This is a genomic window from Pusillimonas noertemannii, assembly GCF_003096595.1.
GTDB classification, from domain to species: domain Bacteria; phylum Pseudomonadota; class Gammaproteobacteria; order Burkholderiales; family Burkholderiaceae_B; genus Pusillimonas; species Pusillimonas noertemannii.
In genome coordinates this window covers 514978-536567 of sequence record NZ_QEKO01000001.1, presented here as the reverse complement: position 1 = coordinate 536567, position 21590 = coordinate 514978, and the positions used below count along the sequence as shown (strand labels likewise).

Here is a 21590-nt window from a genome sequence, read left to right as displayed (position 1 = left end):
GCCCCGGCCCTATAGCCTGCAGGCCCTAGCTGACGCCGTACTTGTCGCGGTAGGCCGCGACCGCATCGCGATGCTCGCCGAACTGGGCATCGCCGTCCATCAGCGCCATGATGTCGCTGAGCGAGGCGATGCTTACCACCGGTATGCCATAGGTTTTGGCAACGTCCTGCACCGCCGAATGAGTGGACAGGGCATCGTCCGCGCCGGCGCGCTCCATGCGGTCAAGCGCAATGAGCACCGCCGCGGGCTGCGCGCCCGAATGCCGGATGATCTGGACCGACTCGCGCACCGACGTGCCCGCAGTGATCACGTCGTCGATGATCACCACCCGGCCCTGCAAGGGCGCCCCTACCAGCACGCCGCCCTCGCCATGGTCTTTGGCTTCTTTGCGATTGAATGCGAAGGGAATGTTGCGATCGGCCGTGGACGGATGGTCGGCCAGCGCCACCGCCGTGGCCGTTGCCAGGGGAATGCCCTTGTAGGCGGGGCCGAACAGCATGTCGAACTCGATCCCCGACTTCACCAGGGCTTCAGCATAAAAACCGGCCAGCCGGCCGACGGAAGAACCCGAGTTGAACAGGCCCGCATTGAAAAAGTACGGGCTGATTCGCCCTGACTTGACCTTGAACTGGCCAAAGCGCAATACGCCCTGCTCTAGTGAAAAACGAACGAAGTCGGTGCGGGAATTGGTGTCGGCCATGACTCAACTGAAAGATACTGGAAAAGCCATATTATCGAACATAAACCGCAAGACCACGAAACGGCCCGCCCATTTTGTTTCTTAGGGCGGGTGTATAAGGCGCCGGATGCCCGAGGCCGGGCCGGCCTAAGCCAGGTCGAGCATGCTGCCGAACATGCGCGTGGCCATCAGGCCCACGGGCGTATGGTGGCCGGCCGGGCTCATCATGCCGGCCAGCCTGTCCATGGCCTCGCGCCTGTTGCCCGCCTGCATGATCTCTTCTTCGAAGCGGCGCATTTCGGCGCCGAAATCCCCCGGCGGCGTCGAAGGCAAGGCCGCCTCTCCGGCGCGCAGCGAGCGGCGTGCCAGCCTTTCGGCCCGCCGGCGGTCTCTTTCTTCGCCCGGCGTGGCCCCTGCATGCGGACGAGCCCCCGCCTGCCAGTCGCCCGAAATCCAGTCGTGCATCAGTTGGCGCTCGTAGCCGCTGAACACCCCGAACATGTCGGCCCCCTCGCCATCGATCAGGCGCCAGAAGCGGCTCTGCGCAGGGTCGCGATGCCGCCGGATCCAGCCGTTGCGCTCGAGCTCGCGCAGGAAGCGGGAAACATCGCTCGGATTGCTCAGCCAGTCATTGACCGTCCGGCCCGCCACCTTGCAATAATCCGAGTGCATGTGCCGGCCATGCACGCTCTTTTCCGCCAGCACGCGCGTAAGCTCGGCCTCGAGATCGAACGATTCGATGACCTGGACGGTGCCCACGCCCAGGTCGTTCAGGCAATAGCCACGACGGACACGGTTGTAATAATTCTGCTCGTCGCCGGGCGGGCACAGCCCGCGCACCGACTCGAGCGCCTTGCGCGCATGGCCGGTGCCCGCATTGTCGACGGTGACGTGGACCTGAAAGTAGTAAGAGTCGACGCCCAGTTCCTTCAGCTCGTGCGTGGTGATCAGCAAATGCAGCGGCAGTTGCTCATAGCCCAGGTTGAATCCGATGACTTCGGGCAGGAAATGGGCCGCGTTGCGGGCCAGGCTCAACTGGATGGCCCCCTGCGCATAATGTTCGTCGGACAGCGGCCGCACGTGCTCGCATCCGCTCGCCGCCAGCAGCCTGCGGTACATGGCCACGTGGTTGTCTTCGGCCCTGCCCTCGCCCAGCTCTTCCAGGTAGATGCGAATGAGGTTGCGGTAGCGGTTGTCGTGCCACTGCGCCAGCAGGCCGTACAGCCATGAGCCGTCGACGAACTTGGTGGGTGCCACGCCCTGAAGGAAATACAGCGCGTGGGAACGATTGCCGAAGTAGCGCCGCGGCGCTCCCGCCTGCCGGCCGGCAAGATAATCCAGGTACTGCTGGCCCACGGCGTCGTGCCGTCTTGCCACCCATTCTTCCAGCCCGTTCGTGTGCGCGGGCAAGTCGCAGGGCAGACCCGCGGCCTGGTCCAGGCAAGCCTCCAGATAAGCGCGCGACGCCCGGCCGGCCTGCGGCATGTTTTGGTACAGCTCGTCGTACAAACTGCGTATGCCCGCTTCGTTTTGGGCGGTTTTCGTAGTGGCCTGCTCGGCGTGATACATCGGTAGCGCTGACATCGTTCCGTACTCCGTTCGCCTGGTAGGCTAATGCCCTGACTCAGCAATCGGCATGCCCATGCCGGCGCGGCCCCGGCGGCTTTGTGCAGCCTCTGCAAGCATGCTATGTTGACGTCTCTGCCCCGACAAGCGAGCCGCAGCATGCAGCCTGACCCCAGCGCCACGCCAGACGACACCGGCCATGCCCTGCTTCGCCTGGCGCTTTCCGCGCGCGAACTGGGCTATCGCTTCGTCACCCCCACTCCGGCCACGCACCGGCGGGTAAATTCCCGTCCCGGCCACGAATGGGCAAGCGATCTGCGCGGGGCGCTGGGGTGGAGCAGGCCCTTCAGGGCGGGCGTGCTGCCGGCGGAAATCTTCACGCTGATGCAGCGGGCCGGAATCCTTTCCGAGGTGGATGGCGGCTGGCAAAGCCGCCTGCGCCTTTCTTCGCTGGACGACCAGCTTTACTGGCATTCGGCCTATCCCACCACCGAGGCGGACGCCGTTTTCTTCGGCCCCGACACCTACCGCTTCGTCGGGGCCATCCAGCGCCATCTGCACGACCGGCAGGCGCCCGTATCCCGCGCCTTCGACATCGGCTGCGGAACCGGTGCGGGGGCCTTGAACATCGCCCTGGCCAGGCCGGCCGCCCAGGTATGGGCCGGCGACATCAACGCATCGGCCTTGCGGCTCACCCGGGTAAACGCGGCCATTGCCGGGGCAGGCAACGTCGCGGCCTGCCAGAGCGACATGCTATGCGGCGCCGAAGGCGTATTCGACCTTATCGTCGCCAACCCCCCTTATCTGAACGACGCGATGCAGCGCGCCTACCGGCACGGCGGAGGCAGCCATGGACAGGAACTTGCGGCGGCCATGCTGGCGGCCGCGCTGCCCCGCCTGGCGCCAAGCGGCACCATGCTGCTGTACACCGGCGCGGCCTTCGTAGAGGGACGCGACACTTTTCTGCAGGCGGCCAGGCGCGTGCTCGACGACACGCCCGGCACCTGGCAGTGGCGCTATCGGGAACTCGACCCGGATGTGTTCGGCGAAGAACTGGACAACCCCGCCTACCGCGACACCGAAAGAATCGCGGCGGTGCTGCTGCAGGTCGACGCGCCCATGGCCCCGCGCCGGTGAACGACGGGCGTGGGACGGCTGGGCCGCTTGCCTAATCGCGAGCCATGGCCACGCGATTCCGCCCCTCTTGCTTGGCGCGGTACAAGGCTTGGTCGGCCCGCCGCATTATCTGCTGGTAATCGGGATGGCCGTCGTACATTGCCACGCCGATGCTTAGCGTAAGCGACAGCTTGCGCTCTCGGGGCAGGTCGAACGGCTCGTTGGCCACGGCCTCGCGCACGTTCTCGGCCACCCGCAGCGCCGACTCTTCATCCAGGTCGACCAGCAGCATCAGGAACTCTTCGCCGCCCAGGCGGAATATGTAGTCGCCCGCGCGGCTGTTGTTGCTGAGCAGGACGGCCAGCTGCTGCAGGACCAGGTCGCCCGCCTCGTGGCCATGAGTGTCATTGATGCTCTTGAAGTGGTCGACGTCGAGCGCCAGAAGGGCAAAATTGGTGTCGTGCTGGCGGGCGTAGGCAAGCTCCTTGGACAACACCACCGGCAGGAACTTGCGATTCAGCAGGCGGGTAAGGGCGTCGCGCCCCGCTTCAAGCTCGTTGGTCTGGCGGAACATCGCCTCGAGCCCCAGGCCTATGGCCTGAGAGAGGCTGCGCAGCTCGCGCAGGCGTGTCGAACGCTCCATGGGCGTGTCGTCCTGGCGGCTGAAGCCCGGGATCAGCGTTTCATCGACGGCCTTCATCGCCTTGAGTATCTTCTCTACTTCGTCCATGCCCGCGAAGGCGTGCGCCCCCTTGTGCCGGAACCACAGGCCGAATTCGCTCGCCCCGATGCGCGGCAGCAGCACCGCGGTCTGGCCCACCGCCAGGTCGAACATCAGCTTGTTTTCCCAGTCGAGCAGGGCGGCGCGCTGCCGCTGCCGTTCGGAAGCCACGTTCTGCACCACCGCGAACAGCCTGTAGGCCTCCTGGGTGCGGCTGTAGCGGTCGTGCGAGCTGGAATAGGTCTGGCCCATGATCTCCATGGTCAGGTCTACCACCAGGTGCACCAGCGTGGCGGCCTGCAGCCGTTCGGCCTGGCCGAAAACGTGGTCGTCATGGATGAACTGCACGAACCGTTCTTTCAGGTGCCGGGCGCCGCGCAATACAAGGTGCACGGGCACGTCGATGCGGGCGTGCACCTGGCCGACATGTTTTTGCTGCGCCACCAGGGGCTTGAGGTCGTCGCCGGCGCGCACGGCAAACACCCTTGCAATCCAGGCGCACAGAGAGTTGTGCAGGCTGGTCTTTACCTGTTCGTGCGAGATCAGCTTGGAAGCGGCAGAGTCGGCGAGCAGGCAAGCGTAGAAATGGTCGGCAAGCGCAGTCTGGTGGCGCGCGGCCACCCCTCCAACCCGCTCGACGAGGTCGAGCGGAAAGCGCTGAAGCAGGCCCTGCCACTCCAGGGCAAGCTGCTCGGAGGAAAAGCTGAACATAGATCGATTCCTGATTGGATAGCCTGGCCGGTGCCTGCCCCGCGCGGCTGACGAGGGAGAGCGGGCCGCCGCCGGTTTTCTGATAAAGTCATGAGCGGCAGGATCGGACGACGCCCGGCCTGGCGCCCCGCCGAATAAAGCATGGATTAAAACAGAAGCGAATGAATCATAGCCGGCTTGCGCTGACGATCTTGATTATGGGCCTGGGATTGGCCGCCTGCACGGGCCCCGTGCCCGTAACGCGTGGCCAGGGCCCCGACGCGGAAGACATGACGCTTGACCAGCTGGCCCAGACCGACTTCAACAGAACGGTTACCATCGCCATGCGCGACAACCTCGACAGCCTGTCTCGCCTGCTCGAGAAATTATATCGCCGCAACCCGCGCGAATGGCGCAAGACAGGCGCCCCCGACCTGGACACGGCCGTTCGGCAAGGCCGCCAGGCGATAGAATCCGGCCAAACTCCCCCGGGCCTGCAGGGCCTGCGCGACATCCAGATATTGTCGGTGGCGCTCGACCCCCAGTATCAAGGCGATCGCGTCGCCGCCTTCGTACTGGGCCTGGCCGACATGATCATCCAGTCGCACGGCGGCAAGACGCGCTTCTATGTTTCCGACGTGCTGGACGCGCGGCTGGTGTACAACGCCGCCCGCAACGTCGAGATCGCGGCATGGCTGCTGGCCAGCCGCCGCAATGAACAAGGCCAGCCGCTGCTGCTGGCCAACGAAATCTCGGACGACGCCGCCAACCTCAGCTTCGAGCGCGAATTCGGCCAACTGGTCGGCCGGCTCGACCTGGTGGCCAATTTGCTGGACGAGAACATACGCCGCGTGGGCATCAATTACATGCAGGGCCTGCTGTTCTTCAATTTCCTGCCGGTGCGCTGAAATCCCCATCGCCATAACGGCGCGTTTCCTGTCTCGAAGACGCCCAAGCGCGCCGCTCATGTCAAATACTGTCAATTTCAAGGGCCGGCAGGCCCGATCGGCCCGCTTGCGTGCATAGAATCGCTTCGGATCGCCACCAAGGCCTCGAGGCTGCGGCCTTCCCACCATCCGCATCAATCACACGCGAGACAATCATGAGCCTGACAAAACGCACGCTGGCCGAGCTGATCGGCACATTCTGGCTGGTACTGGGGGGCTGCGGCAGCGCCGTGCTGGCCGCCGGATTTCCCGAACTGGGCATAGGCTTTGCCGGGGTCGCCCTGGCATTCGGCCTGACCGTCCTGACCATGGCCTATGCAATCGGCCACATATCGGGCTGCCACCTGAACCCCGCCGTCTCCATCGGCCTGGCGGCCGGGGGGCGCTTCAACCCCAGGGATCTGCCCGCCTACATCATCGCCCAGGTCGTGGGCGCCGCCATTGCCGCGGCCGTCGTCTACATCGTTGCAAGCGGCCAGGAGGGCTTCAGCCTTGCGGGCGGCCTGGCCGCAAACGGCTTCGGCGAGCACTCGCCCGGAGGTTATCCGCTGGTGTCGGCCCTGGTCATCGAGATCGTGCTGACCGCGGCCTTCCTGTTCGTGATCATGGGAGCGACCGACAGGCGCGCTCCGGCCGGCTTCGCGCCCATCGCCATAGGCCTGTGCCTGACCCTGATCCACCTGATCTCCATTCCGGTAACCAATACCTCGGTCAACCCCGCGCGAAGCACCGGACCGGCGCTGATCGTGGGCGACTGGGCGCTGGACCAGCTGTGGCTGTTCTGGCTCGCCCCGATCGTGGGCGGAATAATCGGCGGGGTGCTGTATCGCTGCCTGTGCGAACCTCAGGGCGACACGTCAGCCAGCCCACGCCAGCAAGACGCGGCGACGGCGTAAGCGCGCCATCGCCGGGGCGGTTCGGGGCCGCCGGATCTATTGCTGCTGGACGGCCTCGATCTGTATCAATAGCCGCACGTCGTCGGGCACGCCCATGTCGATGCCCCAGTTCATGCCCCATTGGCTGCGCTTGATGGTGGCTTCGAAATCGCCTCCGCATACGGGCGCCTTCAGTACTGGCTGGTCGTAGCAGTTGAAGCGCTTGCCCGCGAGCGTGACCGGATGCGTCTGGCCCAGCAGCGTCAATTCACCCTCGACCGACTTCAGCGCATCGCCCTCGAACTTGAACGCCGTGCTGGTGAATCTGGCCTCGGGGTGCTTTGCCACGTCGAAGAAATCACCGCTTTTCAGATGCTTGTCGAAGTTCGGCACGCCGGAACTGATGGAGGATGCGTCGATGGCTATATCGGCCCGGCCCTCTTTCGCCTGCCTGTCGAGCTCTACAAACCCCTTGATGATGTCGAAGCGCGCGCGCACGGTCGAGGTGTTGAAGTGCGTCACTTCGAAGGTGACGAAGGTGTGGTCGGGCTCGACCTCGTAGCGCAAGGGCGCAGCCTGCGCACTGTTGGCCGCGGCGAGGACCGCCGCGGCAAGGATGCTGGCAAGGGTTTTCATGATGGCTCCTGTTCATGATGCGGCGAAGGTTGCCCGGACGGACATCGACCGCACCGGAACGTTCAAGCTATTGTCAGCATAAACGATTGCAGGCCGCCTTGATGCGGATCAAAGCTTCCAGTCGTAATCGATGGTCAGGGGGGCATGGTCGCTGAACCACTGCTCTTTGTAGATGGACGCCTGCCTTGCCGCCGATGCGATGTCGCGCGTGGCGATCTGGTAGTCGATGCGCCAGCCCACGTTCTTTGCCCTGGCCTGGCCGCGGTTGCTCCACCATGTGTAGGCGTCGCCCGTCGCCTCGGGGTACAGGGAACGATATACGTCGACCCAGCCCAGCTCGTCGAAGACCCGGGTCAGCCAGGCGCGCTCTTCAGGCAAAAAGCCGCTGTTCTTGAGATTGCCTTTCCAGTTCTTCAGGTCGATTTCCTTGTGGGCGATGTTCCAATCGCCGCAAAGTATCACCTGGCAGCCGCGCTGCGCCAGGTCGTGCAGATGGCCGAAGAAATGTTCCATGAAGGCGAACTTGGCGGTCTGGCGATGTTCGCCGCTGGAGCCCGAGGGCAGGTAAAGGGAAATGAGCGCCAGTTTGTCGTAGACCAGCTCCAGGTAGCGGCCCTCGGCGTCGATCTCGGGCACGCCCAGCCCCACGATCACGTCCTTGGGCTCGTGGCGCGCATAGACGCCGACGCCGCTGTATCCTTTTTTCTCGGCATAATGAAAATAGCCCCGACAACCGGGCAGCGCCAGCATGTCGGGGGTCATGTTGGCCTCTTGGGCCTTGAGTTCCTGCAGGCATATGAAGTCGGCGCCCTGGTCGGCCGCCCAGGGCAGGAAACCCTTGTTGGTCGCAGAGCGGATTCCATTCAGATTGGCGGAAATTACACGCAGCATGGCATTACCCAGATTCTAAGAAAACAAACACGATAACGGCTCGCGCCCGTCGCCGGCAACGCCGCGACCCGCAAGGCCCTTCGAAATTCACATATTGTGCCGCCCCGCCGCGAAGGCGGCCCTCAGGCGGCCGCTTCGGCGTTGTCGTCCAGGCGACGGATGTCCTGGCGCTTCCACCATAGCAGCACAAGGCCCGGCACGGCTATCAGCACGGTAAGGATGAAGAAGGTGGGCCAGCCCAGGTTCTCGACCAGCGGCGGCGTCAGAGGCCCCGCCAGATACGTGCGCCCCACCGCCGACAGGGCCGACAACAGGGCAAACTGGGTAGCGGAGAACCGTTGATTGCACAGGGCCATCAGCAACGCCACGAAGGCGGCGGTGCCAAGCCCGCCGCAGATGTTCTCGACCCCCACCACCACGGCCATGGAATACAGGTGGGGTGGTGTGACCGCCAGCACCCAATAGCCGAAATTGGACACTGCCTGCAGCAGGCCGAAGCACATCAGCGACCGGTAGAGCCCCATGCGCGACATCAGCGCGCCGCCGGCCAGCGCGCCCACGATCGTTGCCGCCAGGCCGAATATCTTGTTGACCATGCCGACCTCTTCTGTGCTGAAGCCGGCGCCCCGCAGCAGGAACGTGGTGGACAAGGCCCCGGCGAAAGCATCGCCCAGCTTGTACAGCACGATCAGCAGCAAGATCGTGATGGCGCTGCGGCGACTGAAGAACTCGGCCAGGGGCTGGACAACGGCCTGTCCCAGCGTACGCGGAGGCTGCGCCACCACCTCGGGCTCGGGGGCCAGCAGGGTGGCCACGGCGCACACCAGCATGAACACCCCCATGAGCATGTAGGTGTGCTCCCATCCAAGCCAGGTTCCCGCCAGCACCAGCGCCAGGCCGCCCGAGACGATCATGGCCAGCCTGTAGCCCAGCACCTTCAGGGCGGCGCCCGCCGCCCGCTCGCTATCGCGCAGCACGTCGGTGCTGTAGGCGTCGAAGGCGATGTCCTGGGTGGCGGACAGAAAGGCCACCAGCACCGCCAGCAACGCCAGCCAGCCCAGGCTCTCCGCGGGCGACAGAAGCCCCATGCAGGCGATGGAAAGGGCCAGCAGCACCTGGCAGAAAAACATCCAGCTGCGCCGGCGTCCGAGAAACGGAGGCGCGTAGCGGTCGACCAGGGGAGCCCAAAGAAACTTCAGCGTGTAGGCCGTGCCCACCAGGGTAAGGAAGCCGATGTTCTGCAGCGATACGCCCGCGACGGTGGCCCAGGCCTGCAAGGTGCCGCTGGTCAGGGCAAGCGGCAGGCCGCTAGCAAAGCCCAGCACCAGCAACGGCATGACGCGCGGGCTGGCATAGACGTTGGTCAGTGAAGCGATGGTCGTCCCCGGAGTTTTGTCTGTTTGCTATGGCTTCGCCGCCATGGGCGATTCGAAGCGGTACACGGCCAGCGTGCTGCGCCAGCCCGCCAGGAACTTTACCTCTTTTCCGCCATTGAAAGTAGCCAGGTGCGTGATGCGCAGCCCGAGCTTGGACGCCAGCGCCTCGAAATCCTTGAGCGTGCACAAGTGGATATTGGGCGTGTCGTACCACTGGTAGGGCATCTCGCCGGTGACGGGCATGCGTCCGCGCAGTATGGAAAAGCCGTGGGGCCAATAGCCGAAGTTGGGAAACGATACGATGCCGTAGCGGGCCACCCGCGCCATCTCGCGCAGGATGTGCTCGGTATGGTGCATGGCCTGCAGCGTCTGGGAAAGCACCACCGAATCGAACTGCTGGTCGTCGAACAGGGCCAGGCCTTCTTCGAGGTTCTGCTGCACGACCCTGACGCCACGCCGCACGGCGCTGATGACCCGGGCGTCGTCGAACTCGACGCCCGCGCCGTCCACGCTTTTCTTGTCGCGCAAATGGGCCAGCAGCGTGCCGTCGCCGCATCCCAGGTCCAGCACCCGGCTCTCGGTGTCTATCCAGCCTGCGATGCGGGCAAGGTCGGGGCGCAGGGCCTGACTGCTTGCCCGGCTCCACAATTCGTCGGCACGGCGCACGGCCTCGCGCGCGGACAGCCTGCGTGTCTCGCTCATGCCAGCACCCCGTTCACCGATTGGCGCTGGGGCAGGCCCAGCTGGGCCGCAATGCGGTCGTAATAACCCTGCACCACCGCGTGGTAGCGCGGGTCTTCGAGCAGGAAGGCGTCGTGCCCATGGGGCGCATCGATCTCGGCATAGGTGACCGGCGTCTGGTTCTTCAGCAGGGCCTGCACGATTTCGCGCGACCTGGAGGGCGGGAAGCGCCAGTCGGTGCTAAAGGAGACCAGCAGGAACTCGGCGCTTGCCACTTCGAGCGCCTTGGCCAGGTCGCCCCCATGGGTGCGCGAAGGATCGAAATAATCGAGCGCGCGCGTAATGAGCAGGTAGGTGTTGGCGTCGAAATAAGTCGAGAATTTCTCGCCCTGGTAGCGCAGATAGGACTCGACCTCGAACTCAACGTCGTAGCCGTAGTGGTATTCGCCGTTCTGTGCCGGCGAGCGCTGCGTGCGTCCGAACTTGGCCGCCATGTCGTCGTCGGAAAGATAGGTGATGTGGCCGATCATGCGCGCCACCGACAGGCCTTTCGCGGGCACCGTGCCATGGGCGTAGTAATCGCCGCCATGGAAATCGGGGTCTGAAATAATGGCTCGCCGAGCCACCTCGTTGAAGCCGATGTTCTGGGCCGACAGGCGCGGCGTGCTGGCGATGACGATGCAGTGGCCTATGCGCTCGGGGCAGGTAATGGCCCAGCCCAGAGCCTGCATGCCGCCCAGCGAGCCCCCCATCACGGCGGCGAATTTCTCGATGCCGAAGTGGTCGGCCAGGCGAACCTGGGCAAGCACCCAGTCTTTGACCGTAAGCATGGGAAAAGCCGCGCCCCAGGGCTTGCCGGTGTCGGGATTGACGCTGGCCGGCCCGGTGGAGCCAAAGCACGAGCCGATGTTGTTGACGCCGATAACGAAGAAACGGTCGGTATCCACTGCCTTGCCCGGGCCGACCATGTTGTCCCACCAGCCGACGTCCTTGGGATTGTCAGCCGACATGCCCGCGACATGGTGCGAGGCATTGAGCGCATGGCAGATCAGCACCGCGTTGTTGCGCTGGGCGTTCAGCGTGCCATAGGTTTCGACGGCAAGCTCGTAGCGCGGCAATACCTGGCCGCTGCTGAGCCGCAACGGTTCGTCGAAGGCAATGAAGCTGGGGGAAACCAGGCCGACCGACCCCGGCGGGATGGCGCCACGCGGGTCAGCCTTGGGCTGCGCCGGGGCGAAAGCTGCGGATGCGTCGGTTTCGGAAGAAGTATGCAACGGGACCATACGGACCTCTTTAGCTGGATTTATCAGGCGCCCGCAAGCGGATCAGGCAAATCGGCGCCACAAACATCGTTCTATTCTAGCACCATGCGCAGGGCCCAAGGCGTGCGCGCCGGCTGGCCGGTGGCCCCGCGGCGAGAGAGCGTACTTTTGTCCGCCCCGGATTTACCCTCTTGCATAAACTTGATACATTCCATCATCTATAGCAATAAAAAGATTGGCGATACGCTGGGCCGCCAAACGGAGGAAACCGAATGAAGCCGCTGACGGCTCGCGAGCTCGAATGCCTGCACTGGGCCGCGATGGGAAAGACTAGTTGGGAAATCGGCATGATTCTTGGCGTAACCGAGCGCACCGTCAACTTCCATATTCGCAATGCCAGCGACAAATTCCAGGTACGGGGCCGCCAGGCAGCCATCACCATGGCATATCGAACCGGCCTGCTGCCCGCCCGGCCGTCGCTCACCGCCCCTTCGCGACCGACGCAAGAAACTCGCCGGCGGCCGCCTCAGGAAAGCCGTCGGCAGGCCCCATGACAATGCCCTCGACCAGGCCGTGCCCGCTTACCCAGACCTGGGCTCGAAGCCGCATGCCCGACGAAGCATCGCCGCTCACCTCGAACACCTGCCCGAACCCGGGCAGTTCGGCAGGCGCCTCGCGCCCCAGATTGCGGTACAGCGAAGCCACCACCTCTTTGCCCATGCCCTGCCGCATGGCTTCGTCAGCCAGCATGGGGGCGGGCCATGGGGCCTGCCCCACCGCAAAGAGAGTGCCGCCGATGTCGGCGGTGGTAAGCGTGAACTGCACTTCGTGGCCCGCGAATTCCAGGCTGCGCTGCTGGCTTCGCGGCTTGTCGGGAAACAGCACCATGCCCGCCTCGCCGCCCACGGACACTTCGCGCCAGTTGTATTCGGGCGAACAGGCGGCCACCATTGCCAGCGAAAGCGCCGCCGCCATGATCCACACCCGCCTCATTCGATTTTTTTGCATGCCTGAAACCCCGCAGCGACGAATTCCTGCCTTTGAGCCGAAAATCGCCGACAATAAAGCCATCCGGGCATTTTAAGGGAAGCCTCGACGCAAGCCCTGGACAAGCCCCAGAGCCGCGCGGCCCGCCGTTTCAAGGCGACCCAGGTGCTCGGGTAAAATCGCCCCAAACATCGTATCAAGCGAAAGAATCCTCTAATGACTGACAACCCTCCACGCCACAGCCTGCTGCGGCCCCACATTCCGATGCTCGCGGGCATGCTTCGCGGCATCGAAAAAGAAGGCCTGCGCGTGGACGCAAGCGGCGACCTGGCCCTTACGCCCCATCCCGCCGGCCTGGGCAGCGCGCTGACCAACCCGCATATCACCACCGATTATTCCGAAGCCCTGCTCGAGCTCATTACGGGCACCCACAACACCGTGCCCGCCCTGCTGGCCGAGCTCGAAGACGTGCACAAGTTCGTGGCGGCCGGAATCGGCGACGAACTGATCTGGAACCAGTCCATGCCCAGCCGCCTGCCGGCCGAGCCCGACATCCCCATCGCCTGGTACGGCACCTCGAACACAGGCATGCTCAAGCATGTGTATCGGCGGGGCCTGGCCGAGCGCTACGGCAAGGCCATGCAGTGCATCGCGGGCATCCACTACAACTTTTCGCTGCCCGACGACATCTGGGACGTGCTGAACACCGAGGGTGCAAGCCCCGCCGAACGGCGCTCCAAGGGCTATCTGGCGCTCATACGCAATTTCACCCGCTATTCGTGGCTGCTGATGTACCTGTTCGGCGCCTCGCCCGCCGTATCGCGCGGTTTCCTGGGCGATGCTCCCCACGATCTGCATGCTCTCGACGCCGACACCCTGTACCTGCCGCATGCCACCAGCCTGCGCATGAGCGACCTGGGCTACAACAACAAAGACAAGGCGCAGTCCGAACTGCAGCTTTGCTACAACGACATCGAGACCTTCCTGAAGCGCATCTACGACGCGGTCACCACGCCCTGGCCCGCCTACCAGGCCATCGGCACCCACCGCAACGGGCAATGGATACAGCTCAACACCAATGTGCTGCAGATCGAGAACGAGTTCTACTCCAGCATCCGGCCCAAACGCAGCATCGAACGCTGCGAGCGCCCCTCGACCGCCCTTGCGGCCCGCGGCGTCCAATACATCGAGGTGCGCTGCCTCGACATCGACCCTTACGAACCCCTGGGCATCAGCGCCGAGACCAGCCGTTTCATGGACACCTTCCTGCTGTTCTGTGCGGTAGAAGACAGCCCCTTCTTTCCCCAGAACGGCTTCTGCCGCGACAGCCACGACAACTTCGCCGTCGTCTCCAATGAGGGCCGCAAGCCCGGCCTCGTGCTGGCGCGCCGCGACGGGCCCATAAGCCTGCGCGACTGGGGCACCGAACTGCTCGAGCGCATGCTCGGCTACGCCGATCTGCTCGACACCGACGCCCCCGGCAAGCCCCACAGGCAGGCCGTGCTGGCGCAACAGAAAAAAATCGACGAGCCCGAATCCACGCCCTCGGCCACACTGCTGCGGCAGATGCGCGACGAAGGCATCGGCCTGCATGAATTCACCTTGCGCCAAAGCCGCGCCCATCGCGATGCGCTGCTGGCGTCGCCGCTCGACGCGCAAACCCTCAGCCAATTCGAGCAGGCCGCGGCCGAATCATTGCGCGCCCAGGCGCAACTCGAACAAAGCGATACCGAAAGCTTCGACGACTACGTTGCACGGTATCACGCCGGCCTGCTGCGCCCCGCCGCAGCGGCCTGAACCCGCCCGCCGCCGACGCGGGCACCCACCTCAAGGAGCCGCCATGCTGAAGATCTGGGGCAGGACCAATTCGGTCAACGTCAAGAAGGCGCTGTGGTGCGCCGAAGAGCTTGGCCTTTCGTACGAGCGCATCGATGCGGGCGGGCCCTTCGGCATCGTCAACGAACCGGCCTACCGGGCGCTCAACCCCAACGGCCTGATTCCCACCCTTGAAGACGACGGCCTGGTGCTCTGGGAATCCAACGTCATCGTGCGCTATCTGGCGGCCAGGCAAGGCGCCGTCCACCTGTATCCCGCCGGCGCGGCGGAGCGCGCACGGCTCGAGATGTGGATGGACTGGGTGGCAAGCTCGATCATGGAGCCCTATCGCCAGCTGTTCTGGAATACCGTGCGGCTGGCCCCCGAGCAGCGCGACCATGCCGCCGCCGAAAAAGGCCTGCAGGAACTCTCGCGCCTTCTGGCCATGGCCGACCATGCGCTCGCCGGCCAGCCCTACCTGTCGGGCGAGTCGTTCGGCGTGGCCGACATTCCCCTTGGCTGCATCGCCTATTCGTGGTTCAACATGCCCATCCAGCGGCCCGAGCTGCCCCATTTCCAGGCATGGTACCAACGACTGGCGGAAAGGCCCGCCTACCAGAAGATCGTGATCATCCCGCTTACCTGAGCGACCGCCGTAGCCGCTGCAAAGGAATCGCATGGACCGTGCCCAATGGGGATCGAATCTAGGCTTCATTCTTGCCGCCACCGGCTCGGCCGTGGGCCTGGGCGCCATCTGGAAATTCCCTTACGTTACCGCCCACCAGGGAAGCGGCGCCTTCCTGCTGCTGTTCACCCTGCTTACCCTTACCATAGGCCTTGGCCTGCTGCGCGTCGAGATGACGATAGGCCGCGCCGGCAATGCGGGGGCCTTCGGCGCCTACCGCAAGCTGGGCGGAACCGGCTGGGGGCTGGTGGGACTGCTGGGCGTGCTGGCCAGCGCCACCATTTTGTCGTACTACAGCGTGGTGGGCGGCTGGACCATTGCCTACATCTGGCAGACCATGACCACGGCGCTTACGCGCGACCCCGACCTATTGCGCGCCAATTTTTCCGCCCTGGCCGAACACCCGTGGCTGCCGCTCTTCTATCATGCGCTGTTCATGCTGGCCACCGTTGGCGGCGTGGTGGGCGGAGTGCAAGGCGGCATCGAACGCATCTCCAAGGTGCTGATGCCCTGCCTCTTCCTGATGATGTGCCTGCTGATCGTGCGCGGGCTGATGGTGCCCGGCGCCTGGGCCGGCGTCTCGGCCTTCCTGGTCCCCGACTTCGCCGGCCTGACCATGCAGTCCGTGCTTGACGCCCTGGGCCTTTCTTTCTTCACTTTGTCGCTGGCCCTGGGCATCATGACCACCTACGGCTCCTACCTGCCGGCCAGCGCCAACCTCAATCGCTCGGCCCTGACCGTGGCGCTGCTGACCCTGCTCAGTTGCGTGATGGGCGGCCTGCTCGTGCTGCCGCCGGCCTATGCGCTGGGACTCGACCAGGGCGCCGGCCCCAGCCTTACCTTCGTCACCATGCCCATGGTGTTTTCATACCTGCCATGGGGCAATTTGTTCGGCACCGTCTTTTTCGCGCTGCTCTTCATCGCGGCCCTTACCTCCTCCATCTCCATGCTCGAGGTGGTGGTGGCCTTCCTGATGGAACACGCGGGCCAGGGCCGCCGGGCCGCCTGCGCCATAGCCGGAATCGGCCTGTTCCTGGTCGGCGTGCTCGCCTCGCTGAGCATGACAGGCATGCCGGCGCTGCAGTGGGGTGAACGCAATGCCTTCGAGTGGCTCGACACCATTGCCACCAATGTCATGCTGCCCGTAGGCGGTTTGTTCACGGCGCTGTTTGCAGGCTGGGTCATCTGGCATGTCCTGCAGAAAGAATGGCACGGGGCGCCGCGGCAGTCCGCGCTGGCCGCCTGGCGCCGCCTGCTCATCGGCCTGATCACGCCCATCGCCATCGGCTTCATTCTCTGGAACGGACTGCGCGGCTGAGCGCCTCCACAAGGCCGGCCACAGGGCTCCGGGGGCTGCAATGCCCCTGCAGGGCGTGCTAACATTTCGCGGTTAGCCAAGTACCTCCATGCCCATGGCACGCCTCAAAGCGCAACGGCCCACCAGCTGGTTCGTCCTTCTTGCCTTCCTGATTGCAACGCTGGCGCCTTCCCTCGGAATGGCCCTGGGCGGGCATGAGGCATCGCGCACGGTATGGACCCAGCTTTGCAGTGCGACCGGCCCCGAGCTCGTCGCCATCCAGGTCGATGGCGACCCGCCGCTTACCGATGACGGCGGAACGCACCAGGGCCAGGGCCACTGCCTGCTTTGCTTCCAGCCGTCTACAACGCCCCAGCCTTCCGTGCTTGCACCCGTGGCAAGCAATGCCGTGGTGCTGCGCATCGCCCAGGCCGAAACCACGGCGGTGCCGGGCTCGATTGCCTGGAACATTCCACTCGCCAGGGCTCCTCCAGCCGTTTCCTGATCCTGCCCCCGCCCGCGCAGCACCGCTTGCTTCCAGCCGGTGCATCCCGCGGGCAAGCTCCTTTATCTCAATCATGCATGCTGTCCGGCCACGGCCTGGGCGGCACCGCGCTCTTTTCCCATGCCCGGCGAACGGCCAAGCGCCGCCGCCCGCATCGACTAGACCGCGACTCATCAGGAAACAGCCATGAAAGCCACTTCTTTCATGATTTGCAGGCGGGCGTCCGGCGCCCGCAGCGCCCGGCCAGCCGTGATCGGCTTTGCCGCGGCACTGGCCCTTGGGCCAGTTCAGGGCCTGGCACAAGACCAGCCCGACACGCTTGCCCCCATCGTCGTGTCCAGCGACCAGGCCCCCAAGCTCGACAGGCCGGCCCAGACCGGATCGAACCTGAACCTGGCGCCACGCGAGACGCCCGCCAGCATCGATGTCATCGACCGCCGCCAGATCGAGGAACGCGGCCAGGCCAACGTGACGGAGGCCATTACCCGCGCGGGCGCCATCAGCGCCATGGGCCATCCGGGCAACGGCGGATCGTCGCTTTCGTCGCGCGGCTTCACGGACAGCACCTCGGTCATGCGGCTGTATGACGGCTTGCGCCAGTATGGCGGCGTGGGCGTGACCTTTCCCTTCGACACCTGGTCGGTCGAGCGCATCGAGGTGCTGCGCGGGCCCGCCTCGGTCATATACGGGGACGGCGCCATAGGCGGCGTCGTGAACATCGTGCCAAGAAAGCCCAGGCACGGGCCCATCGAGAATGAAGTCCAGGCCGGCATCGGCACGCGCGACACCGCAAGGCTGGGCCTGGACAGCAGCGGCAGCCTCAGCGACACGCTGTCGTATCGCCTCAACCTGAGCGGCAACCGATCGGACAACTGGGTGGACCGGGGCGAGTCGCGCGACGCCACATTCTCGGGCGCCCTCCAGTGGGAGGCCTCCCGCGACCTGAGCCTGAAGCTCAGCCACGCCTATGGCTACCAGAAGCCCATGGCCTATTTCGGCACGCCGCTGGTCGAGGGACGGCAACTGGATGCCCTGCGCGAGAAGAACTACAACGTCGAGGACGGCACCATACGCTACCGCGACCAATGGACGGAACTCGATGCCCTGTGGACGCCTGGTCAATCGGCCACGGTGCGTGCCCGGCTTTATCATGTGCGCAGCAAGCGCGATTGGCGCAATGCTGAACGCTATGTCTACAACCCCGCTTCGGGCCTGGTCGACCGCTCGGACAACACCGAGATCCATCACGACCAGAAGCAGACCGGCCTGACCGCCAACGCGGCCTTCGAAGGGCGTGTCGGCTCGCTGCCCAACACCTTCTCGGTCGGCTTCGATGTGAATCGAAGCAGCTTCCAGCACAGCAACAACACCTATACCGGCAGCTCTGGCCCGGTCGACCCTTACGACCCCGTGCCGGGCTGGTTCCACAGCGACGTCCCCACCCTGCCCCGCTACCGCAACGAGGCTGTGCAATACGCCCTGTTCATGGAAGATCGGCTCAAGCTGACGCCGCAGTGGTCGGTGCTGGGCGGCTTGCGCTACGACCACGCCACCGTGCGCCGCGACGACTTGATCATGGGCGCGCGCACGCTGGACCGCAGCTACTCGAATGTGGGCTTTCGCCTGGGAACGGTCTACGAAGTAAGCCCCGATCTTTCGCTTTATGCCCAATACGCACAGGCGGCGGACCCCGTCAGCGTCCTGCTCATGCTCAGCCCCGCCAACAGCGAGTTCGAGATGGCCGAAGGCCGGCAGATCGAGGTGGGCCTGAAACAGGGTTTCTGGCAAGGCAAGGGCGAGTGGACGCTGGCCGCCTACCACATCAAGAAGACCAATCTTCTTACACGCGATGCCAACGACCCCAGCCAGCGGGTGCAAGTGGGCGGGCAATCGTCGCGCGGCATCGAGGTGTCGCTGGACATGGAGCTCGCGCACGGCTGGAGCCTGCAGGCCAACGGCACGATATTGCGCGCGCGCTACGACGACTTCGATGAATCTACCGGCTCGCCGCCCGCTGCGGTGTCGCGCCGGGGCAATGTTCCGCCCAATGTCGCCCAGAAGCTTGCCAATGTATGGCTGAGCTGGAACTTCAGGCCCGGCTGGACCGCCATGGGCGGAGTGCAATATGTGGGCAAGCGTTATGCCGACAGCGCCAACACCCTGGAGCTGCCCTCGTATACCAGTACCGACCTGGCGCTGCGCTGGCAGGCCGGCAAACGCACCACAATTACGGCGCGCGGCTACAACGTGTTCGACAAGGCGTATTACACCACCGCCTACTACACGCCGACACAGTGGCTGTACGGGCCGGGGCGGCGCTTCGAACTGACGCTGAACCATCGTTTCTAAGCCTGGCCCAGAGCCTGACTACAGAAAAAGGAGCGGCCGAATGAGCATGGCCTCGAAGGCAAAGCGCCTGATGTATCTTGCGCACCGGTGGACGGGCATCGCCGGATGCCTGCTGATGCTTTTATGGTTCGTCAGCGGCATCGTCATGCTGTATGTGGGCTATCCCAAGCTCACGCCCTGGGAACGGCTGGCTGCATTGCCCGAGCTGGACCCGCAAAGCTGCTGCGTGGCGCTGGACGATGCGGCGGACGGGGCCGGCGCCGGCACATTGAGTTCTTCCGCAGGGCTGGTCCTGACCTCCATAGCCGGCAAGCCGGCCTACGTCGCTCAAGACGCCGGCCGGCCGGCTGTCTACGACGGCGCAAGGGGAGTCCCGCACAAAGGTCCGGCAAGCGCCGAAGACGCCATGCGGGCCGCCTGGCTGTTTGCCCAGGGAACGAGCGCCACGGGCAGGCACGCGGGCGAACTAGTCGCCTCGCGGCAAACGGGCGACTCAGGGCAAGACGCACCGTCGGTCGCCACGCCATGGCCTGCGGCACAAACGCAAGCCCCTGTGGTTTACCAGGGCCTCGTCGAGGAAGACACGTGGACCCATTCGCGCAGCCTCGACGTCCACCGCCCGCTGCACAAGGTCGAGATATCGGCCCCCGAGCCCGTCACGCTCTATATCTCTTCCCGCACCGGACAGGTGATGCTGGACGCTCCGGCGGCGCAGCAGCGATGGAATTACGTCGGCGCCTGGCTGCACTGGCTCTATGCCTTCCGCAGCACGTCGTCCGACCCGGTCTGGTCGTGGACGGTCATCGTCCTTTCCCTGTTGGGTACGGTTTCCGCCCTCAGCGGGGTGCTGGTCGGCATCTGGCGCTGGCGCTTCAGCCATCGATACAAATCGGGCTCGCGCTCGCCCTATCGCGAACCCTGGATGAAGTGGCATCATGTGGCGGGCCTGCTGTTCGGCGGCTTTGTCTGCACCTGGATATTCAGCGGCCTCATGTCCATGAACCCCGTGGGCGTGTTCTCGCCCGAACGCAAGCCCGACCTCCGGGCCTATGCCGGCAGCATGGATGCACCCCTGGGCCCGCTGGCCGACTCACGGAGCATCATTGCCGCGCTCAGGGAAGACGGCTTTCGTCCGGTAGAGCTTGCCTGGCACCGCCTGGACGGCCAAGCCTATGTGCTGGCGCACGACAGACGAGCCCATAGCCGCATCGTCAAGTTGCGTGAAGGCGGCCTGGTGGTGGCGCGGGCCTGGACGGCCGAAGAGGTCGAGCCCGCCGCGCGGCGGCTCTTTCCTGCGCAAACCATGCAGACGAGCCTCGTCGCCCAGCACGATATCTATTACTACCAACGACATCCCGCGGCCATGAACGGCGCCCTGGTGCGCGGCCTGCCCGCCCTGCGCATGGGCTTCGACGACCCCGAACATACATGGGTCTATATAGATCTGAACACCGGCCAGGTGGGCATGAGCCTGTCCCGCTCGCAGCGCATCGGACGCTGGCTGTTCTATTTCCTGCATAGCTGGGACACGCCGGCCTTGCTCGACACACGGACACTGCGCGACGCGGTCCTGATTGCGCTGAGCCTGGGCGGCATCGTGGTGTCGGCCGCCGGCGTCGTGCTGGGCTGGCGACGGCTGCGGCGGCGCAGGCGCGCCGCCTCGGCCTAGGGCCTGTTAGCCCTAAAAGGGCTCTACCCTTTTACGGTTAACAGGCCCTAGCGCCATTCGTCCCGATAGACGAACTTGGGCATCTGCCAGTTGTAGCGCAAGGCCAGGATGCGCATGGCCAGCCCGAAAACCATGGCGATGAGCATGGCCGAGTTCAAATGCATGTCGAAGGTCTGCGCAGCCAAAAAGACCGCGCCGGTCAGGCCCGACACGCTGGCGTAGAGTTCTTTGCGAAACAGCAGCGGAATGTCGTTGCACAGGACGTCGCGCAGCACCCCGCCGGCGCAGCCCGTGATCATGCCGCTGACCAGCACGATGGTGGTGGGCAACTGCATTTCCTGGGCGATGCGGCAGCCTATTACCGTGAACACGACCAGGCCCAGGGCGTCCAGCAGCAAAAACAGGCTGTGCAACCGGCGCATGACGGGTGCGATCAGGGCCGTCACCAGCGCCGCGGTGGCCGTGATCCACAGGTATTCGGGATGCCTGACCCAAGTGAGGGGATAGTGGCCCAGCAATACGTCGCGCACCGAACCGCCGCCCAATGCCGTGACGCAGGCAATGACACACACGCCTACCCAATCCATGTCGCGCCGGCCCGCCGAGAGGGCGGCCGTCATGGCTTCGGCGGTGATGGCAACCACATAAAGGGCGATCAGTACCATTGCTGTCTCGTTCCGGTCTGTAAATGGAGGCGCCGACGGGCTGCCTGAGGCCAGCCGTCGGACATTCGCAAAAGAGTTTACGCCTGAAGGCCTTCGCTGGATGCCGTGCCGCTAGATTCGCCAGCATCCACCTTGAATCCATGAGACTTCCGCCGCCGCTTACGTTTCAGGTAAAAGT

General features: G+C 64.8%; 20 protein-coding genes and 1 riboswitch. Of the genes, 10 read left to right on the top strand and 10 right to left on the bottom strand.

All coding sequences use genetic code 11. The features are described 5' to 3' along the window. Positions 1-25 precede the first annotated feature (25 nt). Positions 26-700 (bottom strand): orotate phosphoribosyltransferase, encoded by a 675-nt coding sequence (gene pyrE / locus C7440_RS02500; RefSeq protein WP_116517356.1) that lies wholly within the window; start codon positions 698-700, stop codon positions 26-28. Between the two features lie 126 nt (positions 701-826). Then, positions 827-2263: an iron-containing redox enzyme family protein gene (locus tag C7440_RS02495; RefSeq protein ID WP_207775369.1), complete on the bottom strand. Its 1437-nt coding sequence runs from the start codon at positions 2261-2263 to the stop codon at positions 827-829. Positions 2264-2404: 141 nt separating this feature from the next. On the opposite strand from C7440_RS02495, the gene C7440_RS02490 reads away from it, so the two are divergent. Beyond that, positions 2405-3382: a methyltransferase gene (locus C7440_RS02490; protein WP_116517355.1), complete on the top strand. Its 978-nt coding sequence runs from the start codon at positions 2405-2407 to the stop codon at positions 3380-3382. Positions 3383-3413: 31 nt separating this feature from the next. Here C7440_RS02490 and C7440_RS02485 read toward each other — a convergent pair whose 3' ends face one another. Beyond that, on the bottom strand, positions 3414-4793 hold the full coding sequence (locus C7440_RS02485) for a GGDEF domain-containing protein (RefSeq protein ID WP_116517354.1): 1380 nt from the start codon (positions 4791-4793) through the stop codon (positions 3414-3416). A gap of 161 nt (positions 4794-4954) precedes the next feature. On the opposite strand from C7440_RS02485, the gene C7440_RS02480 reads away from it, so the two are divergent. Beyond that, positions 4955-5680: a hypothetical protein gene (locus C7440_RS02480; protein WP_165832422.1), complete on the top strand. Its 726-nt coding sequence runs from the start codon at positions 4955-4957 to the stop codon at positions 5678-5680. 194 nt (positions 5681-5874) lie between these two features. Then, positions 5875-6615 carry an aquaporin Z gene (gene aqpZ / locus C7440_RS02475; protein ID WP_116517352.1) on the top strand — a complete coding sequence of 247 codons (741 nt, stop codon included), beginning with the start codon at positions 5875-5877 and terminating at the stop codon, positions 6613-6615. 36 nt (positions 6616-6651) lie between these two features. Here the strand turns inward: aqpZ and C7440_RS02470 are convergent, their stop codons facing one another. The 5 genes from C7440_RS02470 to metX all read right to left on the bottom strand — a co-directional run bounded on the left by C7440_RS02470 (position 6652) and on the right by metX (position 11461). After that, positions 6652-7230: a YceI family protein gene (locus C7440_RS02470; protein ID WP_218940595.1), complete on the bottom strand. Its 579-nt coding sequence runs from the start codon at positions 7228-7230 to the stop codon at positions 6652-6654. A gap of 108 nt (positions 7231-7338) precedes the next feature. Then, positions 7339-8121, bottom strand: coding sequence for an exodeoxyribonuclease III (locus C7440_RS02465; protein ID WP_116517350.1), 783 nt, complete (start codon positions 8119-8121; stop codon positions 7339-7341). A gap of 122 nt (positions 8122-8243) precedes the next feature. Next, positions 8244-9488 (bottom strand): muropeptide transporter, encoded by a 1245-nt coding sequence (locus tag C7440_RS02460; protein WP_116517349.1) that lies wholly within the window; start codon positions 9486-9488, stop codon positions 8244-8246. 36 nt (positions 9489-9524) lie between these two features. Further along, positions 9525-10199 carry a methionine biosynthesis protein MetW gene (gene metW, locus C7440_RS02455; protein ID WP_243410811.1) on the bottom strand — a complete coding sequence of 225 codons (675 nt, stop codon included), beginning with the start codon at positions 10197-10199 and terminating at the stop codon, positions 9525-9527. Then, on the bottom strand, positions 10196-11461 hold the full coding sequence (metX, locus tag C7440_RS02450) for a homoserine O-succinyltransferase MetX (RefSeq protein WP_116517348.1): 1266 nt from the start codon (positions 11459-11461) through the stop codon (positions 10196-10198). The genes metW and metX overlap by 4 nt, the downstream gene beginning before the upstream one ends. Further along, positions 11451-11529, bottom strand: a riboswitch (SAM riboswitch). (Overlaps the previous gene by 11 nt.) A 183-nt stretch (positions 11530-11712) precedes the next feature. On the opposite strand from metX, the gene C7440_RS20165 reads away from it, so the two are divergent. Beyond that, positions 11713-11994: a response regulator transcription factor gene (locus tag C7440_RS20165; RefSeq protein ID WP_083851319.1), complete on the top strand. Its 282-nt coding sequence runs from the start codon at positions 11713-11715 to the stop codon at positions 11992-11994. On the opposite strand, the gene C7440_RS02440 is transcribed toward C7440_RS20165, so the two are convergent. After that, positions 11921-12448 (bottom strand): hypothetical protein, encoded by a 528-nt coding sequence (locus C7440_RS02440; protein WP_133244247.1) that lies wholly within the window; start codon positions 12446-12448, stop codon positions 11921-11923. The genes C7440_RS20165 and C7440_RS02440 overlap by 74 nt on opposite strands. Positions 12449-12643: 195 nt before the next feature. On the opposite strand from C7440_RS02440, the gene gshA reads away from it, so the two are divergent. From gshA to C7440_RS02410, 6 genes are all read left to right on the top strand, one after another. Continuing rightward, positions 12644-14224, top strand: coding sequence for a glutamate--cysteine ligase (gene gshA / locus C7440_RS02435; RefSeq protein WP_116517346.1), 1581 nt, complete (start codon positions 12644-12646; stop codon positions 14222-14224). 43 nt (positions 14225-14267) lie between these two features. Next, a complete protein-coding gene (locus tag C7440_RS02430; RefSeq protein ID WP_116517345.1) occupies positions 14268-14888 on the top strand; it encodes a glutathione S-transferase family protein in 621 nt (206 codons plus the stop codon). Positions 14889-14919: 31 nt separating this feature from the next. Next, complete coding sequence (locus tag C7440_RS02425) at positions 14920-16245, top strand: sodium-dependent transporter (RefSeq protein WP_116517344.1); 1326 nt, start codon at positions 14920-14922, stop codon at positions 16243-16245. A 94-nt stretch (positions 16246-16339) separates the two neighbouring features. Continuing rightward, a complete protein-coding gene (locus tag C7440_RS02420) occupies positions 16340-16729 on the top strand; it encodes a DUF2946 domain-containing protein (protein ID WP_165832421.1) in 390 nt (129 codons plus the stop codon). Positions 16730-16915: 186 nt separating this feature from the next. After that, a complete protein-coding gene (locus tag C7440_RS02415) occupies positions 16916-19078 on the top strand; it encodes a TonB-dependent receptor (RefSeq protein WP_116517342.1) in 2163 nt (720 codons plus the stop codon). Between the two features lie 40 nt (positions 19079-19118). Continuing rightward, the gene (locus C7440_RS02410; RefSeq protein ID WP_116517341.1) at positions 19119-20747 is read left to right on the top strand and encodes a PepSY domain-containing protein; all 1629 of its coding nucleotides are present in this window, start codon (positions 19119-19121) and stop codon (positions 20745-20747) included. Between the two features lie 47 nt (positions 20748-20794). Here the strand turns inward: C7440_RS02410 and C7440_RS02405 are convergent, their stop codons facing one another. Continuing rightward, the gene (locus tag C7440_RS02405) at positions 20795-21367 is read right to left on the bottom strand and encodes a trimeric intracellular cation channel family protein (protein ID WP_371743452.1); all 573 of its coding nucleotides are present in this window, start codon (positions 21365-21367) and stop codon (positions 20795-20797) included. Positions 21368-21590 lie beyond the last annotated feature (223 nt).

Excerpts from the sequence above, each read along its gene's own strand:
- pyrE (WP_116517356.1), bottom strand. The coding sequence starts at position 700 with ATGGCCGACACCAATTCCCGCACCGACTTCGTTCGTTTTTCACTAGAG.
- C7440_RS02495 (WP_207775369.1), bottom strand. The coding sequence starts at position 2,263 with ATGTCAGCGCTACCGATGTATCACGCCGAGCAGGCCACTACGAAAACC.
- C7440_RS02490 (WP_116517355.1), top strand. The coding sequence starts at position 2,405 with ATGCAGCCTGACCCCAGCGCCACGCCAGACGACACCGGCCATGCCCTG.
- C7440_RS02485 (WP_116517354.1), bottom strand. The coding sequence starts at position 4,793 with ATGTTCAGCTTTTCCTCCGAGCAGCTTGCCCTGGAGTGGCAGGGCCTG.
- C7440_RS02480 (WP_165832422.1), top strand. The coding sequence starts at position 4,955 with ATGAATCATAGCCGGCTTGCGCTGACGATCTTGATTATGGGCCTGGGA.
- aqpZ (WP_116517352.1), top strand. The coding sequence starts at position 5,875 with ATGAGCCTGACAAAACGCACGCTGGCCGAGCTGATCGGCACATTCTGG.
- C7440_RS02470 (WP_218940595.1), bottom strand. The coding sequence starts at position 7,230 with ATGAAAACCCTTGCCAGCATCCTTGCCGCGGCGGTCCTCGCCGCGGCC.
- C7440_RS02465 (WP_116517350.1), bottom strand. The coding sequence starts at position 8,121 with ATGCTGCGTGTAATTTCCGCCAATCTGAATGGAATCCGCTCTGCGACC.
- metW (WP_243410811.1), bottom strand. The coding sequence starts at position 10,199 with ATGAGCGAGACACGCAGGCTGTCCGCGCGCGAGGCCGTGCGCCGTGCC.
- metX (WP_116517348.1), bottom strand. The coding sequence starts at position 11,461 with ATGGTCCCGTTGCATACTTCTTCCGAAACCGACGCATCCGCAGCTTTC.
- C7440_RS20165 (WP_083851319.1), top strand. The coding sequence starts at position 11,713 with ATGAAGCCGCTGACGGCTCGCGAGCTCGAATGCCTGCACTGGGCCGCG.
- C7440_RS02440 (WP_133244247.1), bottom strand. The coding sequence starts at position 12,448 with ATGCAAAAAAATCGAATGAGGCGGGTGTGGATCATGGCGGCGGCGCTT.
- gshA (WP_116517346.1), top strand. The coding sequence starts at position 12,644 with ATGACTGACAACCCTCCACGCCACAGCCTGCTGCGGCCCCACATTCCG.
- C7440_RS02430 (WP_116517345.1), top strand. The coding sequence starts at position 14,268 with ATGCTGAAGATCTGGGGCAGGACCAATTCGGTCAACGTCAAGAAGGCG.
- C7440_RS02425 (WP_116517344.1), top strand. The coding sequence starts at position 14,920 with ATGGACCGTGCCCAATGGGGATCGAATCTAGGCTTCATTCTTGCCGCC.
- C7440_RS02420 (WP_165832421.1), top strand. The coding sequence starts at position 16,340 with ATGGCACGCCTCAAAGCGCAACGGCCCACCAGCTGGTTCGTCCTTCTT.
- C7440_RS02415 (WP_116517342.1), top strand. The coding sequence starts at position 16,916 with ATGAAAGCCACTTCTTTCATGATTTGCAGGCGGGCGTCCGGCGCCCGC.
- C7440_RS02410 (WP_116517341.1), top strand. The coding sequence starts at position 19,119 with ATGAGCATGGCCTCGAAGGCAAAGCGCCTGATGTATCTTGCGCACCGG.
- C7440_RS02405 (WP_371743452.1), bottom strand. The coding sequence starts at position 21,367 with ATGACGGCCGCCCTCTCGGCGGGCCGGCGCGACATGGATTGGGTAGGC.